Annotated in this window: 16 protein-coding genes; 13 read left to right on the forward strand and 3 right to left on the reverse strand. The window is 29.2% G+C overall.

The features are described 5' to 3' along the window. The first annotated feature begins 46 nt into the window (after positions 1 to 46). The 12 genes from Q3223_RS04695 to Q3223_RS04750 all read left to right on the forward strand — a co-directional run bounded on the left by Q3223_RS04695 (position 47) and on the right by Q3223_RS04750 (position 18,261). Complete coding sequence (locus Q3223_RS04695) at positions 47 to 5,800, forward strand: phage tail tape measure protein (protein WP_407811695.1); 5,754 nt, start codon at positions 47 to 49, stop codon at positions 5,798 to 5,800. A 134-nt stretch (positions 5,801 to 5,934) separates the two neighbouring features. Beyond that, entirely contained in the window at positions 5,935 to 6,093 is a 159-nt protein-coding gene (locus tag Q3223_RS04700) for a type I toxin-antitoxin system toxin (RefSeq protein ID WP_054276803.1), read from the forward strand. Between the two features lie 157 nt (positions 6,094 to 6,250). Next, on the forward strand, positions 6,251 to 7,006 hold the full coding sequence (locus Q3223_RS04705; RefSeq protein ID WP_054276802.1) for a distal tail protein Dit: 756 nt from the start codon (positions 6,251 to 6,253) through the stop codon (positions 7,004 to 7,006). Position 7,007: 1 nt separating this feature from the next. Next, positions 7,008 to 9,767, forward strand: coding sequence for a phage tail spike protein (locus tag Q3223_RS04710; RefSeq protein ID WP_407811696.1), 2,760 nt, complete (start codon positions 7,008 to 7,010; stop codon positions 9,765 to 9,767). After that, entirely contained in the window at positions 9,754 to 10,059 is a 306-nt protein-coding gene (locus tag Q3223_RS04715; protein WP_021426484.1) for a hypothetical protein, read from the forward strand. Before Q3223_RS04710 ends, Q3223_RS04715 begins: the two co-directional genes overlap by 14 nt. A 17-nt stretch (positions 10,060 to 10,076) precedes the next feature. Then, a complete protein-coding gene (locus tag Q3223_RS04720; protein WP_407811697.1) occupies positions 10,077 to 12,296 on the forward strand; it encodes a hypothetical protein in 2,220 nt (739 codons plus the stop codon). Continuing rightward, positions 12,296 to 14,266: a phage tail protein gene (locus Q3223_RS04725; protein WP_407811698.1), complete on the forward strand. Its 1,971-nt coding sequence runs from the start codon at positions 12,296 to 12,298 to the stop codon at positions 14,264 to 14,266. Before Q3223_RS04720 ends, Q3223_RS04725 begins: the two co-directional genes overlap by 1 nt. A gap of 34 nt (positions 14,267 to 14,300) precedes the next feature. Next, on the forward strand, positions 14,301 to 16,637 hold the full coding sequence (locus Q3223_RS04730; RefSeq protein WP_407811699.1) for a hypothetical protein: 2,337 nt from the start codon (positions 14,301 to 14,303) through the stop codon (positions 16,635 to 16,637). 3 nt (positions 16,638 to 16,640) lie between these two features. Then, positions 16,641 to 16,958: a hypothetical protein gene (locus Q3223_RS04735; RefSeq protein ID WP_407811700.1), complete on the forward strand. Its 318-nt coding sequence runs from the start codon at positions 16,641 to 16,643 to the stop codon at positions 16,956 to 16,958. 26 nt (positions 16,959 to 16,984) lie between these two features. After that, complete coding sequence (locus Q3223_RS04740) at positions 16,985 to 17,155, forward strand: hypothetical protein (RefSeq protein ID WP_227434936.1); 171 nt, start codon at positions 16,985 to 16,987, stop codon at positions 17,153 to 17,155. A gap of 45 nt (positions 17,156 to 17,200) precedes the next feature. Beyond that, on the forward strand, positions 17,201 to 17,467 hold the full coding sequence (locus Q3223_RS04745; RefSeq protein ID WP_021426475.1) for a hypothetical protein: 267 nt from the start codon (positions 17,201 to 17,203) through the stop codon (positions 17,465 to 17,467). Further along, entirely contained in the window at positions 17,467 to 18,261 is a 795-nt protein-coding gene (locus Q3223_RS04750; protein WP_054276798.1) for an N-acetylmuramoyl-L-alanine amidase, read from the forward strand. The genes Q3223_RS04745 and Q3223_RS04750 overlap by 1 nt, the downstream gene beginning before the upstream one ends. A 44-nt stretch (positions 18,262 to 18,305) precedes the next feature. Here the strand turns inward: Q3223_RS04750 and Q3223_RS04755 are convergent, their stop codons facing one another. The 3 genes from Q3223_RS04755 to Q3223_RS04765 all read right to left on the reverse strand — a co-directional run bounded on the left by Q3223_RS04755 (position 18,306) and on the right by Q3223_RS04765 (position 19,192). Continuing rightward, a complete protein-coding gene (locus Q3223_RS04755; RefSeq protein ID WP_054276791.1) occupies positions 18,306 to 18,482 on the reverse strand; it encodes an AbrB/MazE/SpoVT family DNA-binding domain-containing protein in 177 nt (58 codons plus the stop codon). A 244-nt stretch (positions 18,483 to 18,726) separates the two neighbouring features. Next, complete coding sequence (locus Q3223_RS04760) at positions 18,727 to 18,855, reverse strand: hypothetical protein (RefSeq protein WP_255615882.1); 129 nt, start codon at positions 18,853 to 18,855, stop codon at positions 18,727 to 18,729. Between the two features lie 190 nt (positions 18,856 to 19,045). Further along, positions 19,046 to 19,192: a hypothetical protein gene (locus tag Q3223_RS04765; RefSeq protein WP_243193344.1), complete on the reverse strand. Its 147-nt coding sequence runs from the start codon at positions 19,190 to 19,192 to the stop codon at positions 19,046 to 19,048. Positions 19,193 to 19,820: 628 nt separating this feature from the next. On the opposite strand from Q3223_RS04765, the gene Q3223_RS04770 reads away from it, so the two are divergent. Further along, entirely contained in the window at positions 19,821 to 20,573 is a 753-nt protein-coding gene (locus Q3223_RS04770) for a TSUP family transporter (protein ID WP_284181951.1), read from the forward strand. Positions 20,574 to 20,712: the final 139 nt, after the last annotated feature.

Raw genomic sequence — 20,712 nt, forward strand, 5'->3', positions numbered from 1 at the left:
AGTAGGTGTTTTTTTATGTGGAATTTTGAGGAAGGGAGGGAAAAATATGTCCTTAGAATTAGGAACAGCAGTTGGTTATTTAGACCTAGATGGAGGGAAGTTTTTTAAAGCTCTTGCTGACGCAGCTAAACAACTTAGTCAATTTAATTCACACACTAAGTCTACTGGTACTGCTATGACAGCAATGGGAAAACAAATTTCTGATACAGCAAATTCTTTGACACAAATAGGGAGGCAATCAGCATTAGCAGCATCCGAATTAAATAAGATAGCATCAACTTCAAGTGGACCATTTTCATCACTAAAAAACTCTATAAAACAGACTGAGAATGAACTAAAAACAGCTAGAAACACAATCGATGCATATGCTCAAGGTATATCTAAACTTACAAGTGAAATAGATAAGTCAAAGCAAAAGTACACTGAAATAGGAAACAAAATAGAAAGATATGAACAACAATTAGAACGTTGTAATAGTATGTATGGAGAAAGTTCAGAACAGTCACAAAGATATAGAGAAGCTATTGAAAGACTTAAAAATTCTCAGACTCAATTAGGTAATGAAATCGAAAATGGAGAAGATTCTTTAACTGATATGAGAACAGCTATGAATAATGCAGAGGCAGAAGCTAATAGACTTAGTGATTCATTAAGAAGTATGCCATTTGATGCTATTGGTGGTAAAATGAGAGATATTGGTCAAACACTAACTTCTACAGTTACAACTGGACTAATTGCAATGGGAACAGCAGCAGTAACAGCAGCTACAAACACAGAACAAGCAATGTCAGTTGTTAACTCTATACTACAACTAAATACAGAAAAAGTTAAGGGTGGAAAAAGTGAGTGGGATGCTTATGCAAACTCTCTAAAAGAAGGTGCTAATGAAATAGGAATGGCTTATGATGAATATGCTAATGCTGCCTATAATGCTATATCTGCAAGTGTAAAACAAGCAAATGTAACAGAATTTTTAGCACAAGCAGATAAACTAGCAACAGCAGGTTTAACAGATTTAGCAAAAGCTACAGATGTTTTAACAACAATTCAAAATGCATATGGCATGTCGCAAAAAGATATGGCTCATGTAAGTGATGTACTTATACAGACCCAAAATAAGGGCAAGATTACGGTGGATGAACTTGCAAGTTCTATGGGTAAAATAATTCCAACTGCAAAAAGTATGAATGTCAGTATAGAACAACTTGGAGCCGGATATGCTATATTAACTGCAAAGGGAATTGCATCAGCGGAAGCTACAACGTATATGAATGCAATGTATAATGAACTTGGAAAGAGTGGAACTAAAGTTGATAAGATACTTAAAAAATTAACAGACAAAGGATTTGCTGATTTACAAAAAGAAGGTAAATCAACAGCAGATGTATTATTAATATTAAATGATTATGCAAAGAAAAATAGCTTATCTCTGTCAGACTTATTTGGTTCAGCAGAAGGTGCAAAGGCAGCTAATGTTTTACTAGGTGACGCAGTTAATGAAACTACAGGAGAAATAATTGAAGGGACAAAGAGTGCTGATTCATTTAATCAAATGCTGGGAGATATGAAAAATTCTACTGGACTTTGTGATAAAGCGTTTGAGCAACTGGATAATACTACAAAGACTAAACTTGAAGATGCATTGAATTCAGCGAAAAATATGATGTCTGATTTGGGTGAAGTTATGATGCCTGTGGTTGCTAAAGTGGCTGAAATGGCAACTGCTTTTATGAAAAGTGTCAGCGAAATGGCAAAGAGTAATCCTAGTTTCGCTAGAATAATTGTATCGATAGGAGCTGTAGTCGCAGCAATAGGACCTTTATTAGTAGTCCTTGGGACAATGGCAATCACAATACCTAAGGCCATTGCTGCAATCGGTACAGCAGGAAAAGCATTTACATTTCTATCCACAAGTTTTGCTATTGCAAGAGAAATAATAACACCTGCAAGTGTAGGAGCAAGTGCAGGAATGATAAAAATGTCTAAGGCTATGACAGCATTAATGGGCCCCGTGGGTTTAGTAGTAGCTGGGATAGTAGCTTTAGGAGTGGCTTTTGTAGCTTTAAATAAACACATGTCACAAGACTCAATTCAAGTTTCAGAAAGGTTTGGAAAAAACATATCAGATGGGACACAAAAAGCGGTTGGAGCTTTTATGGATTTGGAAGAACAAACAACAACAACCTTAAACCAAATGTTGTGGTCTGGAGAAACTGTTTCGACTGAAATGAAGGATACTTTAATAAGTAACTTTGATTCTATGTCTAGTCAAATAACATCAAAGTTAAATGAAACAAAAGAAAGCAGTAAAGCAACATTACAAGAAATGTTTGTTAGCTCAATCACTTTATCAGACAAAGAAAAAGAAGCTTTAATAAAAAATACTGACGAAGCTTATAGTAACAAAGAAAAGAAAGTAGAAGAAAGTACAGCTAGAGTAAAAGAAATTTTAACTAAAGCAAGTGAAGAAAATAGAAGTCTGACGCAATCTGAAGCAGATGAAATAAATCGTATTAAAACAGAAATGTTAAATACAGCTGTAAATGTCATGTCTGAAAGTGAAGCAGAACAAGCAGCGATAATGGAAAGAATGAGAGTTAATGCTACAAATCTCTCAGCAAAACAAGCAGCAGATGTTGTAAAAAATTCTATAAAGCAAAGAGATGAAACTGTAAAATCAGCAAATGAAGAGTACAATGAGAGACTCAAGTTAGCAGCTCAACTTAGAGCCGAGGGTGGAAAAGAAAATGAAGAGCTCGCAAATAAAGTAATTCAAGAAGCTACAAAACAAAAAGATGAAGCAGTAAAAAAAGCACAAGAAATGCACAAAGAAATTGTTTCAGAAGCTCAAAAACAAGCAGAAGGTCAAGTGGAAAAAATTGATTGGACAACAGGAGAAATAAAATCGAGATGGGAAGTATTAAGAGATGAAATCAAGAAGAATATTGATACATCTCAAAGCGATTTCGACACTTGGTGTAGTAATACAGACAAAGGATTCGCTGATACGTGGAATAAAATAACTCAAGCAGTTTCAAATGCTTGGAATAGCATAACAGAGAGTTTATCAAATGCATGGAGCAGTATAACAGAAGGATGCAACAGTTTGTGGACAAGTATATCTGAAGGTGTTAGCAATGTGTGGAATAGCATTTTAGAATGGACAACAACTATATGGACTAATATAACAAGTTTTTTAGGCGAGTTATGGGAAAGTATTAAAGAAATGGCTACAAACGCATGGAATGGTATTGTTAGTTCAGTAACAGATGCATGGAATAGTATAATAGAATTTTTAAGTCCAGTTATCTCATTCATTAGCGAAATGATAAGTATGGCATGGGAATCAATTAAAGAAACAGCTACAACTATATGGCAATCTATTTCTGATATAATACAGAGCGTTTGGGATTTTATAAAGGCAATTATAGGACTTGGCGTGGAAATAGTAAAAGCATTAGCAAGAGCTGCGTGGCAAGGTATAAAAGATATAACTTCATCGATATGGGAAGGTATAAAAAGCGTAATACAAAGTGTTTGGGATGCAATAAAACCATATGTAATGGGTGCAGTAGATGCTGTAAAAGCAGTTGTAACAAATGCGTGGAATAGTATAAAGGACATATCAAGTACAATTTGGAATGGAATTAAGACAGTTGTAACAAACGCATGGAATGGAATAAAATCAATTGCTAGTAGTGTGTCGAATGCGGTCAAGTCGGTAGTGTCAAGTGCATGGAATGGAATAAAAAATATAACATCTTCGATATGGAGTGGAATCAAAACAGCAGTATCAAATGCATGGAATAATATTAAATCGAGTGCTACAAGCTCAGTATCAAATGTAAAAAATACAACAACATCAGGGTTTAATTCCTTAAAATCAGCGGTTACAACTATATGGAATAATATAAAAACAGCAATATCAAATGTATGGAGTAATATAAAAACAGCAGTAAGTAATGGTGCAAATGCAGTAAAATCAGTATGTTCAAGTGTATTTAGTACAATATCTAATATTTTGACAGCTCCATTTAAAGCCGCACAAAAAGCAATAAGCGGTATACTTGGAGGAATTACAAGTAAAATAAATGGAATAAAAGATAAAGTAAGTGGACTTTTTAGAAGTGGTTCTATGATTCCTCAAAATAGCAATAATTTTATTCAGCAAGATATGTTACCAACATCAAGGATATTTAGAGCATCAATGGAAGGTTTTACATCAAGTAGAGGAAGTATACTAGACTCTATTAGCAAACTTTCTAATACTATGACAAAAGGTATAGGTAGTTCTTCATCAGGAATAGCCTCACAATTTAAAAAAGCAGGAGAAAACTCAGCAAAAGCGTATTTAGATGGATTGTCAAACATAGAAGAAGGATTAACAAATACACTTAGAACAGTCCAAGCAATAATAGGTAATGGAAACATAAAAGAAGCACAAGAAATTAAAAAGTTTAATAAGGAAGTTCAAAAGCTACAAGAAGAAAAAGCTGAAGAAATAGCAGAATTAGATAAAGAACATAAGAAAAAACAAAAAGAAAGAAATGAAAAAGAAAACGAAGATATAAAGGAAGCAGAAGCAAAGAAATATAAGAATAAAAAAGAAAAGTTAGCAGCCTTAAAGAAAATAAAAGATAAGTATAATAAGGAATCTGTAAAAGACCAGGAAGAATACAGAGAAAAGTTGGAAAAAATTAATAAAAAGTATGATAAAAAAGAAAAAGAAGATACTGAAAAGCATCAAGAAGAACTACAAAAACTTAGAGAAGAAAAAATAAAAGCTGAAAGAGATTTCAATAAAAAATATAATGATATTAAAGAAGATTATGCTGAAAAAGTAGCAAACTTAGATAAGAAATATATTGAGGACCAAAAGAAACTAAATGAAGAATATCAAAAGATATATGACTCAAGAGTAAAATCTTTAATGGATTATACAGACTTATTTTCTTCTGTAACATTTGAAGAAATTGACAATGATGAGTTAATGGAAAACCTAGAAGAGCAAGTTGATGTACTTAGAAAATGGGACACTGATATGGCAGATTTATCTACAAAAGTAGGTAAAGATTTGTATGAGGAACTATTAGCTAAAAGACCACAAGCTCATAATGAAATAGAAGCCATCAACAAGATGTCAAAAGAGCAACTAGAAGAATACGAAAGATTATACAAAGAAAAGAAGAAAATAGCTGAAAGAAGAGCCAAAGAAGATACAGAAGATGAAAAATATAGAATAGAAAAAGAAATTGAAGAATTGAAAAAAACTTATGATGCAGAATATAGAAAACTAGGTCAAGAAATGCAAAAAAGTATAGAGGAACAAATTGAAAGTTTTAAGGATAAATTTGGAGTAGTACCAGCTATGTTTATGGAAACTGGTAAAGATTCTATGCAGGGCATGATAGATGGTATTAAATCTATGCAAGGAGCATTGGGTAAAGTTTTAAGTGACATAGTTAATTCTATAAATAAACAACTTTCTAATATAGGATTTAAAGATGTAAATATACCTACAGGAGGAAGAAAAGAAGCAGCAAGGTTTAGAAATGAAATAGAAAACTTACAAAGTATAGCATACTCAGATACTCTGGCAAGAGGGATAGCCTCAAATAATTTACTGAAGGATGCAACTGTTAATATAAATAATAATAGTAAAGTTGATAATGAAAAAAGTAGTGATAAGAGAGTTGAGTTGACTTTACATATAGAAAAGTTTATAAATAATACTAAACAAGACGTAGAGCAAATAGGTTCTGAAATAGCATTTATTACAAATCGAAAATTAAAGTTTTAGTGTGACAAATATATTTTCAATATCCAGATTATGGTATAATGATTTTAGCAAGAAGATGTAACCTATAATCTAAGAGTGGAATTCATACAAACAAAGGATTATCCTCCCAACATTAAGAAGGGAGGTGATTATGTATGGATAATTTTTTACAAGGTGTACTAGCTAGTATTTTAGCTAGCTATATAGTTTACTTGATAAGTAAGTTATTTAGAAAATGTAAAAAACCACTCAAAGCTGGCACTAAGAGTGGTTGGGAGTTTGATTTAAAAATCAAATTCCATAAATTCAAATAACATCATTTATGATGAACTCCACTCTACTGACAATAGATTGTAGTTCTTCTTGCTTTTATTATATCATATCTTGATAAAAATATGCAAAGTAAATAGAAAAGGATGTATCAAAAGAAAAATTTGAAGCATCTTTTTTTTATGTATAGGAGGTGATAATTTGGCTTTACAATATTGTGTCAGTGAAAATGAACTAGTTTCTTTTCAATATGGTGAGATAAATAGTAGAGATTTTGGTATTGTAATTACAGATATTAATGAACTTGCATCACCAGAACGGAGATTTGAAAGAATAGAGATTCCAGGAAGGAATGGCAGTCTTATTTTAGATGAAGGTTGTTATAGTAATTTTAATCTTGAAATAGAATGTTATATAGATGTAGATGGTAAAGATATTAACATACTATCATCTGAAATAAAGATGTGGTTACAAACAGACTTTTCATATAAAAATCTTATTATAAGTAGTGACCCAAACTATTATAGAGAAGCAGTTTGTATTAATAAACTTGATTTAGAAGAAGTTATAAAGGATTTAGGATATTTTAAGATTACATTTGAATGTAAACCACTCAAAAAACAGCTAATTAGTAATTTAATTACAATAAATGAATCAAATTCTAAGTTAATAAATACTGGAATGGCTTCGTATCCTCTTATAAAAGTATTTGGAAATGGTGATATAGAATTAAAAATAAATAATGAAATAATAGAACTTACAGAAGTTCAGGGACATATATATATTGATTGTGAACTTATGAATGCTTATAAGGTAGATATTCATACAAATGATATAGTTAATGAGAATAGTAGAATGTTTGGAGATTTTCCAACATTTGAACATGGTGAAAATATAATAACATACACTGGAGATGTAGAAAAAATAGAGATAGAACCTAGATGGGTGGTGTTATAGATTGCTTAGGTTATATAAAGCAAATGAAACAAATTTTAAAAATAATGGATTAGGAATATTAAAAGATGCAGTTGAAGCAAAGATTACAGAAGAATTAAATGGGTTGTTTGAGTTAGAGTTTACATATTATGTGGGCTCTTTTTTATTTGATGAAATTGATTATAATAAAATAGTTATGGCTGATGCTTCTCCAAAACTTAAAAATCAGTTATTTAGGATTTACTATATTTCTAAAGAACTTGATGGAAAAATATTAGTTAAAGCAGAACATATTAGTTATGACTTGTTAAATAATTTTATAGAGACTTTAGAACTTAAAAATGTTACTTGTGAAGAGGTTCTTAATCAAATATTTAGGTCCTGTACTGAAGAAAATAGATTTGTAGGATATTCAGATATAACTGGAAATAAAGATTTTTCAATATCATGTGTAAGTCCACACAATGCTATATCTGATATTAAAGAGTTATTTAACAACAAATCTAAATTAAAGAGAGATAATTTTAATATAAGTTTATTAAATAATATTGGAGAAAGCAATAATGTATTACTAGCATATAGGAAAAATATAACAGGTCTTACAGCAACTTATGATACACAGGAAGTCATAACTAAGATATATCCATATGCAACTAAAAAAAGTGGTAAAAATAAGAAAATTACACTATCAGAAAAATATATAGAAAGCAAATATATAAATAATTATCCAACTCAAAGAATTGTTGCAGTTGATTTTACAGATGATGATGTGAAAAATGAAGAAAGCTTAAGGAATAAGTGCAAAGATTATTTTGTTAAAAATAGTGTTGATTTACCTAAAGTTACTTACAAAGTTGAATTTGTAGATTTATCAACTACAGAAGAGTATAAAAGTTATAAGATGCTTGAGACTGTTAATATGGATGATGAAATAATAGTTAGAGATTATAACTTAGGTATTAATGCTACTGCAAGGGTAGTAAAAACTGAATATAATCCAGTATTAAAGAAATACAATTCGGTTGAAATTGGTGACTTAGTAAATCATTTTAAAGATGAAAGAATAGATGATTTAGAAGAAAAAATAGATAAGGTTCAAAATAATGTAGATAATATTGTAATTGAAAGTGATAATTTTCCAGATACACTTCCAGAGCCATCAAATGTAACAGCACTAGGGTTATGGAGTATGATTCAGTTAGATTGGACTTTTGACAATAAACTATATTATAACTATGAAGTATATGCATCCCAAATAAAAGGATTTGAACCAGATACAATAGGATATACAAATAGGATATATGTGGGTCAAGCGAGTTCATTGCTACATGAAGTTAAACCTATGCAAACTTGGTATTACAAAGTCAGAGCTGGAAATACACATGATAACTATAATGAATTTTCAAATGAAGTTAGTGCAACAACAAGGAAGTTAAGTGATGCAGCTGAATATTTTGAAGAAGCAGCTATAGGTCATGCAGTTATAAGAGATTTAGATGCAGATAAGATAAATGTAGGAAAAGTAAAAGGGCAGTATATTGAAGCTAAAAATTTAGTTGTGGTTGATGGAAACAGCCAAACAACTTTAAATATAGACAGTTTTGGAAATGTTCATATAGGTGCAACAACATTTACATTAAAAGGGAAGTCACTAGAGTCAATTATAGGAGGAGAAATAGATAATATAACTCAACTTGAGATATTTAACAAATTAACTAATAATGGTCTTGCTAAAGGACTATATATGGTTGGGAATGAGTTATATTTAAATGCAAGTTACATTAGAACTGGTACTTTAGAGGGGCAATTTATAAATGGTAGAAATTTAACTGTGAGAGATAATGATGGATATATAACTTTACAAGTGGATAGCAATGGAAAAGTTAATATAAGAGCTAATGAATTGTCTATAGGTGATAAAAACAACTATGAAAGTGTTTTAACTAGTGACCAAAAAGCAGTATTTGATGCATTAACAGGGAATCGAAATTGTGGAATATATTTAAGTGGAAGTAGATTATATATAAATGCTGATTATATAGATACAGGTACTATTTTATGTGACAGAATAGGTGCTAGTTCATCAAACCCAAGAATATTACTTTTTTCAGGTAATGGAGCTGAATGTGCAATAGATGCTACTGCATTAAATGGGGTTGGTATAGGTAAATCAATTAGATTTCAGTATGATAGAAGTCATTATGTAGCTGTAGATGGTTCTTCGGTAAATTTTTATATAGGTAGTACAACTATTTATAATAACTTTTCTCGTTCAAAAGTTTATTTTTATCAAGATGAAATTAGATGGGATAGTGCAGTTTTTGATATGTCTGGAGCTTTAAGACTGTATACAGAGAGTGAAGAGACTGGTTTTGTAGCATGGAATGATGGAACTGCTGCAATTTATTGTGATGGAAGAGAAAGACACGCTTTTTATGATGATGGGACTAAAAAAGGAGGTTCTATTGAAATTGATGGGACTATTTTTGGTATGTCACCAGTTGACAGTCCTCAAACATTAATAGAAGATATTTTATTTGATGTAGAAGTAGAAGAAACAGGAACTATAGTTAAATTAGACAGTACTTATGCTAAAGCTATTTCAAGATATGCAGTATTTCCTTCTAATGGAAAAGTTGAAGTTGTAGAAAAGCAGAATGGATATTTTAAAGTATCTGGATATACTGGGAAAGTAGACTTTAGTGTAAAGGGAAGTAGAATTGATAAAGAACATGAATATTTTTCAATAATGGGAGGAGAAGAACAACATGGCAATTTCTAAGGATATAACAAATGCAATGGGTCAAACTGCTAACTATTGGAGGATAACAACAATAAATAGTAGTTATGGTGCAAAAAAGTGTAATGTATTTATTGCTGGATATAAAGATGAGCAAAGAAGATTAGATAATAAGCAACCAATAATTGTTAAAAACTATATGATGAAGGAAGATGATTTTGCTTTATATTTAGATACAAATACGCTGGATATAAGTGGAGTAAATCAAGTCCAAGCTTGCTACAATTGGTTAAAAGAAAGTGTTGAAGAGTTTAATGGAGGAATAGATGCATAGAGAGGATGTGATAAATCTTGAGAGATAGAATTTATATTGTAGACATCAATACAAAGATGTATCAAATAGCTAGATATAAGCAAAATGATAATAATGTATCTTATAACATGAGGATAGTACAAGATTCTATAGATGTTGATTTAACTGAATATACAGCATTAGCATTTTTTAGTTTACCAAGTGGAAGAGTTACTCAGAAGAATTGTACTATAGAAGGTTCAACTGTTTATACTGAATTAAGTCATATAGAGCTTTCAGAGGAAGGTGATGTTGCTTCTGAGATAACTTTATATAAAGATGACAAGGTAGTTACTACATTTTCTACAATAATAAAAGTTGAAAAAAGTATAAATAGAAATGCAATAGAGGATGAGCCTAGTTGGGATATAATAAAAGACATATTGAATGTATTAAGTTATGAAGAAGAAAGACAAGAAAATGAAAATGTAAGAAAATCTAATGAAGAAATTAGAATAAGTTCTGAAAATGTAAGAGTTGGCAATGAGGATATAAGAATTGAAAGTGAAAATCAAAGAAAAGGTAATGAAGCTGAAAGATGTGATAATGAGGAAATAAGAAAAACGCAAGAGCTTACTAGGGAAACTAATGAAGAAACTAGAAAGACAAGTGAAACGACTAGAGAAGCGAATGAGGAACTTAGAAAGACAAATGAAACAACAAGAGAAGCTAATGAAGAGATAAGAAAAAACAATGAGATAGTCAGAGAGTCAAGTGAAGAAACTAGAAATACAAATGAAGAAACAAGAGAAAACAATGAGACAGTTAGAGAATCAAATGAGGGAATAAGAAAAACTAGTGAAGAAACAAGGGAATCAAATGAAAATACTAGAAAAGCAAGTGAAGAAGTAAGAAACACTAGTGAAGAAACAAGAGTTACTAGTGAAGTAGCTAGGCAAGAATCAGAAACTAAAAGGGAAGAAAGTGAAGAACTAAGAAAAAGTAATGAAGATATAAGAGAAGAAAATGAAGAACTAAGAAAAAGCAATGAAGAGACAAGAAAAGCAAGTGAAGAAGTAAGAAATACTAGCGAAGAAACTAGAAATATAAATGAAGAGACAAGAAAAGCAAGTGAAGAAGTAAGAAATGCTAGTGAAGAAACTAGAAATACTAATGAAGAATCTAGAAAAGTTAGTGAAACAACAAGAGAAACTAATGAAGAAACAAGAAAAGCAAATGAAATAACAAGACAAAGTTCAGAAACTAAAAGAGAAGAGAATGAAGAACTTAGAAAAAGTAATGAGGAAACTAGAGAATTAAATGAATCAACTAGGCAAACATCTATAATTAATATGCAGAAAAAAGTAGATGATAAAGTAGATGAGGTTGATAATAAAATAATTGAAGTAGATACTGCTAAAACAGATATGACAACCACTGTTAGCAATAAAATAACTGAGTTTGAAAAAAGGTTCAATGAATTAGAAAATTTAGATACAGCGGGAGAAATATTACAATCAAAAGAAACAACAGATGGTCAGATAAAAGATACTTTAAAAGAGAGATTAACTTATGATTTTAATAAACTAGATTTAAAAATAGAGCAGCTTATTGCTGGTGGAATAAATGTAGCATTTAATAAATCATATGATACATCTGAATGGATTGAAGTTGATGGAGGATTTGAACTTTCAGTAGAGCATAATCTTGTTACTCAAAAAATACTAGTATCTTCTATAGATAAACTTAACAAGAAAAGTTTGATTACATCTTATAAAATTATAGATGATAATAATATAGTATTATTTAATGAAATTGCTATAGATATTGAAATTACTGTAGTTAATGGTGGTTCAACTATTGAACTTATAAAATTCACTATTAATGATGATATAGAATCTCTTGAAAGTACTTACTCTAGCATAGAGATAAAAAGACTATTAAAAGATGGATTAGATAAAAAAGCCAATTTAGAACATGTTCATGATATATATGTTGAGAAAGTAGAAGGAAAAGGACTTTCTACAGAAGATTATACAACTGAAGAAAAAGAAAAACTTTCTGAATTAGATACTTTTAAAAATAAAGAGACAAAATTTAATACGAATGGCTCTATAACAGAGGTATTAGATAATAATATCAAGTATATTACAAAGTTTAATGCTAATGGTTCTATATCAAAAGAAAAGTATATAAATGATATATTAATCAGTACAACAATAACTAATTTTGAAAATGGAATGATACAAGAATCTGTTACAAGTGAAGGGGTGATTTAATGAGCTGGTCAGAGGTATATAAGGTAAACAGTGACATACAAGGCGAACCTTTGAATTTTTTAAACTATTTGAATGATTTAAAACTAAATGAGCTAGACAGTTATGTACTTTATGATGGTAATATTAGAATATGGGAAGAGCTATATTTAAATAGTCTATACTTATTTTCTAATCGAGGAATTAGAGAAGTAGTATATGCAGCTTTTTCAGAAACGGATATTGATAATCTATTTGATAAAAGTACCAAGCTAGGAGAACAATTAAATGCTTTTTATAGAACAGATATATTTAGTTTAGGAAATGCTGATAATGTAGTAAAGGGAATGACTATAGAATATTACAATTCATTAGAGCAAAAATTTAAAGACGGTTATGATAGATATGTTACTAGAGAGCAGGAAAAAACAACTATAGGCGCATGGTTTAATTCCGCTTTTAGTCTTAATAATGCTGATTTAGAAAGTCTTACAACTATAGATGAAATATTAGCCAATACAAAAGCTACTAATGTGATACTTAATAATAGTAATGCAATAGTAGCTTTAACTATGTGTGAATCAAGCATGGAAGCTGTTGTGGCAAGTAGTAATGCTATGGATTTGTTAGGACAATACATTTTAAAAGTTACAGCAGAGCCAGCAGTTATAAGGGCAATTTTAAAAAATAATGTAATTAGAGAAGCTATAATCAATAGTACTGAAGCAATGACTCATATAGCAACAAATCATGAATCAGTTAGGATGATATTTGAGAATTTAGAAGCTACACAGCTACTATTATCTAATCAAGATACATTAGATTTAGTTTTAGCAAATGCAAATGTTATTAGACTTGTACTTACAAAGATTTTAGAAACTCATAATAGTATACTTAAGTTAGATATAAATACTTTAATAACAAATATGACTAGTATGATTAATTCAACTAACATAGAATACCAAGATAAGATTTTTCCTATAGTTGAAAATATGAATACTAATTTTATAAGTGTAAAAGATTTATTATCAAATAATAACTTAGACAAAAATAATATAATTGCTATATTTCAATGCATAGAAAATAATTTAAGTGTTATAACAGCTTTATCAAGTGACGAAGTAGCTTTCAATTCTATCAAGGAAATTGATTTAGCTATAGCAAAAACCGCAGCGAAGCTAGCGGGGATAGACAATATAAATATCAACACTTCGGATGCGTTAGCTAGAAGTGATAAATACATGAATGCTGTGGCAAGCTCACAAATAGCAATGAATGCTGTGGCAAGCTCACAAATAGCAATGAATGCTGTGGCAAGCTCACAAATAGCAATGAATGCTGTGGCAAGCTCACAAATAGCAGTAAACACAATAATAAATAATCAGGGATTCTTAAATATAGTAATCTCTAGCTCGACAGCCATGTCTGCCATCGCAAGTAGCTCGACAGCCATGTCTGCCATCGCAAGTAGCTCGACAGCCATGTCTGCCATCGCAAGTAGCTCGACAGCCATGTCTGCCATCGCAAGTAGCTCGACAGCCATGTTATCTATTTCTAAAAGCCCGCTTGCGCTTAACAAAATACTTAAAACTGAGATTGGAAGAACTAATCTGGCTAATTCAAGTTACTTACAAACGAATTATAGCAATATTAATACTTCTGTTCAAAATACTACATATTTTGCTAAAGGTTCTAATGCTGTAATAGATAGTGGTAATAGAAATTCAAATGATGCAGGAGGTATGGTAAGCAGTGCAACACCAAATCAATGTATATTTATATGCTTAACAATAGGTTCATGGAGTAATGGCACTAGTACAACAGGAACAATAAGTCATTTACAAACTGGTTCACAAGTTGCAACAAGAACAACAACAACAGGACCTATTCATCAAGGAACAGGAGCAACTGCACAATATATATGTGTAGGAGGATGTAAGTTTACAGAGAGTTCAGATTCTGGAGCATGGGGATGCATGGCTTATGCTAAATAGTATACAATAACTTTTATTAAAAGAAGGTGATTAATTGTTAAATGAAGATGTAGTAAAAAATATTAATAAACTAAATAATGAGCAGGATAATATTAACCTAGAACTTAGTAAGAAAGCTAGCAAGGAAGATTTAGATAAATTAATTCAAGGTGGCGCTAATGTAGCTATATCTAAAGATATATCAACAAATAATTGGATATTAGAAGAAAGTACATATACAGCTATAGTTGAACATAATCTTGTAACTAGAAAAGTACTTGTAAGTTTAATAGATAAGACTACCAATAACAATATATTTTGTTCATATCAAATTTTAGATGATAATAGGATAAAAGTTTTTAATGAATCAAACAATGAACTTGAATGTATAGTTGTAAATGGAAACTCAGCCATAAATATGGTTTCAGCAACTATTGATGATAATAGAAGTACCAAAACAACCACTTATTCTTCTATAAAGATAGAAGCTTTATTAAAATCCTTAGAAAATAAAATTGATGATATAGAAAATCTCAAGGAAGTTGACAATATAAAATGTAGAACAGATACAGGAGAATACACTATAGAAAACAGTAAGAAAGGGTATTTAACTAATCTTAATATACAAGGAAAGACACTAATTGATTTATGGGGAAAAACTAGTTCAGATTTTTCTTTATGGAAAGCAACTTTTTTAGATGGAAAAATAAACATACTAACAGAAAATGATATAAGATATTCTAATTTTTTTACAACCAACTGTATTTTATATAAACCAGATACTATATATACAATAATAGTTGATGTTGATAAAAATACTTTACCTAGTACAAGTGGGATATATATTCATAGTTTGGGAGAAGAAAATTCAGTATTTATTCCTAATCTGACAAATATAGCTATATTAGGAGGAGTGATTGGTAAATTCAGATATACATTCACAACAATATCAGACTTAAGTGATTGTAATGTGGCTTTAAGGAGTGTTTTAGATAATGATACACTTGCATCTGGTTATGAAGTAAGTTTGAAAATTACCATATTAGAAGGAGATTATACAGATATTAATATAGATTACTCTAATGAACTATTAAGTGTTGGGCAAAGAGATAAAATAGAACTTTTAAGTTATCAATATAGTGGAATTAATATTTTTAATAAGAATTCCGATTTTAAAGATAATTATATTTTACAATATCTTAATGGAGAGGAACTTATTTCTGAAGCTAGGAATCATAAATATACGCTAGACTATATAGAAATAGAACCAAATACAGAGTATACTTTTTATAATTGTAGTAGAAATATTTGTTGGTATGATATAAATAAGAGTTTTATACCAACACCATTAAATGAAAGAATAATAGGAGATAAAGATATTTTTTATGTTGCTAGAAGTCCTAAAAATGCAAAATATCTAAAAGTTACTATAATAAAAGATTTGCATGATGATGGTAATAAAACAATTATAACTAAAGGAAATAAATATGATAAAAAGGTAATTCCATACACATTAAGAAGCTTACCAAATGGAATAAGAGATGAAATAGTCTACAAAAATGGTTCATATAAACTAATACAAAGATGTGAAGAAATAGTTTTTAATGGTAATGAAAATTGGATAGAAGTTCATGGAATGTATGAGTTTAGATTAAATTTAGATATATCTGTATTAAGATTAGATATGTCTAAGTTTGTAACTAACTTGTACAAGCAATCTTATGTGGACTATATATATAATGTTCAAACTGAATCAGCATTATCTATATCAACAGAAAATGGAATAGGTGTAATAGATATAGTAGATACTTTGATATCTCCTTTTAGTATTGCTAATTTTAAAGAAAAATTAAAGAAAAACCCTTTAAAAATAATTTATGAATTAGAAACACCAAGAGAAATTGAATTGACATCATTAAATTTAGAACAATATGATAATCAAACTAGATTTATTTGTAATGCTGGGGCTATAACTCCAAATATTAGTTTTGAAAGTACACAAAATTTAGGTAGTCATATAGAAGTTATTAGAGAAAATTTAAAAGAAATTACATCGATAATTAAAACTGAAAATAATATTGATTTTAAATTTATAAATGGATGGGATAAAGTATGGCAATCAGCTACTATTACAAATATAGGAAAGTACTTATTTGTAAACATGATTGTGACAAAAAATACATCATCTACTGTTTTAGAAGAAGCAATAATTAAATTACCTTTAGGTATATCAAGACAAAACTATTCTTGTCCAGTTATGAATTCTTCTTGTGAACAAGTTGACACTGTAGGGATAGCTTGTGTAAATAATACTATACTAATGTTAACTCCAGGTCATGATATTACGAATAAAGGAATTTTAATTAGTGTTGTTGTAAATTTGGAGGTTTAAAGTATGGATAAAATGAAATTTAAAATAATAAAAGAGCATAATTTCTCAAAAGAAGAAATTGACAATATAGGAATTGATAATTTTTTTATTACAGATAGTGGACAATTGTGGACACCTTTAATAAGCAAAGGAGAAATTATTAAAACAGGTGAACAGTCTTATAATGAGTGGTTAGAATTACAAAACAATCCAGTCAAACCAGAACAACCACTTGATGAAAGTACAATTTTAATAGAAAATCAGAAAGAGCAAGACAATCTTTTAATAGATAATGCTTATAGAATAGCTATGTTAGAACTTAACACAAATAATATGCTATAAAGTTATAAAAATTTGGAGGTAAGAATATGTATAATATTTTAAAAAGAATGATTGAACAAAAAAATTATGAAACTAAAGAAGAGTTGCAAAACAAGTTAGATGTATTCTATGCATTAAATAGAATTAAAGAGAATGAATATACAGAATTAACAAACATGATAAATAAAGAAGAAGTACCAAAAGAACCTATTATCTAAAATACACAGGTTCTTTTTTTATATCAATTTTAGTAGGAGGTCATCATGGAAAAATTATTAACAGAATTAAGTAGTTTAGGAGCAATAGGAATCTTATGTGCTTTATTATTCAAAAATACTATGCAAGAGAAAAAAGAAGATAGAGACATGTATAAAAAGACAGTAGAAAACTTTATCGAACTATCTACACAACAACAGGAAATCAATAAAAATATACTTGTTGAAATGGGAGCAATGAAAACTGATGTGGAGGAAATAAAGGAAGATGTAACAGATATAAAGGTAATGCTACAGAAAGAAGGTGATAAATGATGAAAGTAGCAATAGTACCAGGGCATACTCTAACAGGAAAAGGAACTGGAGCAGTAGGTTATATAGATGAAGGAAAAGAAAATAGAATACTAACTGACTTAATAGTAAAATGGTTAAAACAGGGTGGAGCAACTGTATATACAGGTAAGATAGATAAATCCAATAATTACTTAGCAGAACAATGTCAAATAGCCAACAGACAAGATGTAGATTTAGCAGTACAAATTCATTTTAATGCAAATAGTACAACCTTAAATCCAATGGGTACAGAAACAATATATAAAACTAATAATGGTAAAACATATGCTGAGAGAGTTAATTCAAAATTATCAACTGTATTTAAAAATAGGGGTGCAAAAACAGATGTAAGAGGTCTTTACTGGCTTAGTCACACAAAAGCACCAGCAATATTAATTGAAACTTGTTTTGTAGATAGTAAGGCTGATACAGATTATTATATTAAATACAAAAATACAGTAGCGAGATTAATTGCAGAAGGCATATTAAATAAAAATATAAATAATGAGGATAAAATCATGTATAAATATACAATAGTTTACGATGGCGAAGTTGATAAGATAGCTGCGACTGTAATTGGTTGGGGATATAAAAAAGAAGAATGCTTAGTTTGTGATATAAAAGATTATAAACCCTCCAAAACCGAGAATCTATATGTTGTAGGAGGAGGAGCATGTAATAAGATAAGTTCCATAACGACAGAAAAATATACTATGATAAAGGGTAATGATAGATTTGACACCCTTTATAAAGCATTAGATTTTATAAACAAATAAACTGATTAGGAGGTAGCAACTAAAATAGTTACCACCTCCTTTTTTTAATCATTCTCAGCTTTTTCAATAGTTATTTTACCATCTTCTAGTGTAACTATAACTTTTCTTTCATCTTGAGATATACCCAATTCTTTAACCCAATTGATAGGTAAAGATAATCTAGTGGTAGTGTATCCATTTCCACTCTTATGAAAACTTATATTTAATTCTCTTTGCTCCATTTAATTTCCATCCTTTTTTAATTCTTTTGTAAAGAAAACTAATAGTGAGATACTTATTAATAAGCCAATGATATTCCAGATATCAAAACTTTTTATTAAGAGTATTACATCAAATACTATAGTTATCAAAACAACAGCAATACATATTTTGTAAAATTTTCTATTCATGGTATTTTAGAAAGTATGTTATAATATTAGAAAGAAACCACCTAGAAGGAAGTGCATTTCCTTCTAGGCTTAACTCTTATAGTTCTTTAATTAGTCTTAAAACTGTAAGAGCTATATTTAGTATTAATAATATAAAAGAGAGAACTTTTTTAAGTATATTAAATTTGTTCTCTTTTTTATTTTTTCTTCTTTCTAATCTCCCCACTCTCTTTGTCCTCCTTTCTTAGTTTTTAATTTTGTCACCTCCTTATCTATAAATATATTATAACATTACGGGGCGTAATATGCAACACTTTTATCCATATTTTTCAATAAATTTATAAAATCTATTAATATGAAATACAAAATATAATAAAAATAAGTAGATGCTTACATTACACCTACTTATTTTAAAATTATTCCTCATCAAAAATAACTATTGCCTTACGTTTTTCCCTTGTAAATCTCATTTTTTCAAGTTGGCTTAAAGGTAAAGAAATTTTGGCAGAATAAGTACCTGAGCCACCTTTACTATAAACTATTTCAGATTCTTTTTGCTCCAAACTATTTCCCTCTTTTTTTATATTGTAATGTAACAAATATTAACAATAAAATGCTTATTATTAATCCTATTATATTGCTAGTATTAAAATGCAAAAATAAAAGTATTATGTCTATTACTATAGTTATAGCAACTATGACAATACAGATTTTGTAAACTTTATCACTTATATTTTATAGAAAATGTGTTATAATATCTAGGAAGAAATTACTAGGAAGAAGATTAAATTCTTCCTAGCTTATAAAACTATAAATCTTTTAATAACTTAATTAGTTTATCAATTAAATTTATTAAAATAGGTAAGATATAGAGAGCAGTTTTAATTTTGGCGAGTTTGTTTTATCTATCTTTTCACCTCCTTTCTATATTTATATTAATGAACTATATTTCTTAAAAATAAATGGTGACAAAATCCAACTTGCCACCATCTTGCCACCGAAAATAAAGAATAGAATAAATTTGAATTAAGCACAATAAAACATAAACAACAAAACTGACCTTAATAAAACATTGAGATACCAAGACTTGTAAAAAATAACAACAATAAACAAATAAAATAGAATAATATTACAACATAAGTAAGATATATGTTGTTAATAAAATTGAGATAGAATATGTGGAGGAGTTTTATGCTTGTAATTATTTTTTTATGCATAGGAGGTTTTTTAGCTGCTTTTGTAGACTCTATAGCAGGAGGGGGCGGACTCATAAGTATGCCTGTTCTTATGGCGATTGGAGTGCCAGTGCATCTTGCTATTGGTACAAATAAATTTGCTGCATCAGCAGGCTGTATAAGTAGTGCTTATAGATACTCAAAATCTGGTAAAACTAATAATGAACTTTTAAAGAAATTAGTACCATTTACTATTATTGGTAGTATTTTAGGTGTAAGATGTGTACTATCAATAAGTGAAGATATATTAAATGTTTTAGTTGTAATAATGATTTTAATAGTGGCTATTTACACTTTTATTTCTAAAAACTTAGGTCAAGAAGATAATTTTGAAGGTATTAATAAGAAAAATCTAAGATTAGGTATGATTATGGCTCTTATAATGGGGTTTTATGATGGTTTTTTTGGACCTGGTACAGGTACTTTTTTAACTTTTGGATTTATAAAAATATATGGATATGATTTTTTACATGCTTCTGCAAATACAAAAATATTAAACTTAACAAGTAACATAACATCATTATTATTGTTTGTGATAAATGGTCAAGTATACTACAAAATTGCTATAGTGTTTGCATTAGTAATGATAATAGGTGCTTATGTGGGTGCTAAAGTTGCTATAAAAAAAGGTTCAAAGATGATAAAACCAATATTTTTAGTAATGGCATTGTTTATGGTCACAAAATTAGTGTATCAAACGTTATTTTAATTGATTAACTTTTAAATTTTATAAGTAGTTGTGATTTTCTTATATTAAAATATATCAAATGACTTTTAAAAGTTCTAATTATTTTCTAATATAGTTCATATGTAATACACATATAAATTGTAATATTATATATAGAAAG

This window comes from Clostridioides sp. GD02367, from assembly GCF_045900275.1.
Classification (GTDB): Bacteria; Bacillota; Clostridia; order Peptostreptococcales; family Peptostreptococcaceae; genus Clostridioides; species Clostridioides difficile_A.

Coding starts and splice junctions, on each gene's coding strand:
- Q3223_RS04740 (WP_227434936.1), top strand. CDS start 16,985: ATGTATAATATTTTAAAAAGAATGATTGAACAAAAAAATTATGAAACT.
- Q3223_RS04695 (WP_407811695.1), top strand. CDS start 47: ATGTCCTTAGAATTAGGAACAGCAGTTGGTTATTTAGACCTAGATGGA.
- Q3223_RS04715 (WP_021426484.1), top strand. CDS start 9,754: ATGGCAATTTCTAAGGATATAACAAATGCAATGGGTCAAACTGCTAAC.
- Q3223_RS04725 (WP_407811698.1), top strand. CDS start 12,296: ATGAGCTGGTCAGAGGTATATAAGGTAAACAGTGACATACAAGGCGAA.
- Q3223_RS04770 (WP_284181951.1), top strand. CDS start 19,821: ATGCTTGTAATTATTTTTTTATGCATAGGAGGTTTTTTAGCTGCTTTT.
- Q3223_RS04735 (WP_407811700.1), top strand. CDS start 16,641: ATGGATAAAATGAAATTTAAAATAATAAAAGAGCATAATTTCTCAAAA.
- Q3223_RS04750 (WP_054276798.1), top strand. CDS start 17,467: ATGAAAGTAGCAATAGTACCAGGGCATACTCTAACAGGAAAAGGAACT.
- Q3223_RS04745 (WP_021426475.1), top strand. CDS start 17,201: ATGGAAAAATTATTAACAGAATTAAGTAGTTTAGGAGCAATAGGAATC.
- Q3223_RS04755 (WP_054276791.1), bottom strand. CDS start 18,482: ATGGAGCAAAGAGAATTAAATATAAGTTTTCATAAGAGTGGAAATGGA.
- Q3223_RS04700 (WP_054276803.1), top strand. CDS start 5,935: ATGGATAATTTTTTACAAGGTGTACTAGCTAGTATTTTAGCTAGCTAT.